We start from the raw sequence: 1,060 nt of genomic DNA, 5'->3' as shown, positions 1-1,060 counted from the left end.
CGGCGCGGAATCACTTGACCAGTGAGCTATTACGCACTCTTTTAAGGATGGCTGCTTCTAAGCCAACCTCCTGGTTGTCTTCGCAACTCCACATCCTTTCCCACTTAGCACACGCTTAGGGGCCTTAGTTGGTGGTCTGGGCTGTTTCCCTCTCGACTATGAAGCTTATCCCCCACAGTCTCACTGCTACGCTCTCACTTACCGGCATTCGGAGTTTGGCTGACGTCAGTAACCTTGTAGGGCCCATTAGCCATCCAGTAGCTCTACCTCCAGCAAGAAACACGCAACGCTGCACCTAAATGCATTTCGGGGAGAACCAGCTATCACGAAGTTTGATTGGCCTTTCACCCCTACCCACAGCTCATCCCCTCCATTTTCAACTGAAGTGGGTTCGGTCCTCCACGACGTCTTACCGTCGCTTCAACCTGGCCATGGGTAGATCACTTCGCTTCGGGTCTAGATCACGCCACTGCAACGCCCTATTCAGACTCGCTTTCGCTACGGCTTCCCCACACGGGTTAACCTCGCNTAACCTCGCGACGTAACACTAACTCGCAGGCTCATTCTTCAAAAGGCACGCCGTCACACCCATACGACCACAAGGGCCGCAGATGCTCCGACGGATTGTAAGCACACGGTTTCAGGTACTGTTTCACTCCCCTCCCGGGGTACTTTTCACCTTTCCCTCACGGTACTGGTCCGCTATCGGTCATTAGGGAGTATTTAGGCTTATCAGGTGGTCCTGACAGATTCACACGGGATTTCTCGGGCCCCGTGCTACTTGGGATACTCATCCGGGCGGCACAAAACATTACGGTTACGGGGCTCACACCCTCTCTGGCCGGCCTTTCAAGACCGTTCACCTATGCCTGCACATCACACCCCACTGGTCCGGCAGAACCAATACGGAAAGTCCCACAACCCCGACCATGCAACGCCCGCCGGCTATCACACATGGAACGGTTTAGCCTGATCCGCGTTCGCTCGCCACTACTAACGGAATCACTATTGTTTTCTCTTCCTGCGGGTACTGAGATGTTTCACTTCCCCGCGTTCCCCC

The 1,060-nt window shown here is 54.7% G+C and carries 1 rRNA gene; it reads right to left on the bottom strand.

The features are described 5' to 3' along the window. A 23S ribosomal RNA gene (locus ACFQ02_RS02615) occupies positions 1–1,060 on the bottom strand; the annotation flags it as partial.

This window comes from Seminibacterium arietis (assembly GCF_042675725.1).
In the GTDB taxonomy this organism is placed as follows: domain Bacteria; phylum Pseudomonadota; class Gammaproteobacteria; order Enterobacterales; family Pasteurellaceae; genus Seminibacterium; species Seminibacterium arietis.
The sequence above is the reverse complement of the archived record's forward strand: the minus strand, read 5'-3'. Positions and strand labels throughout refer to the sequence as shown.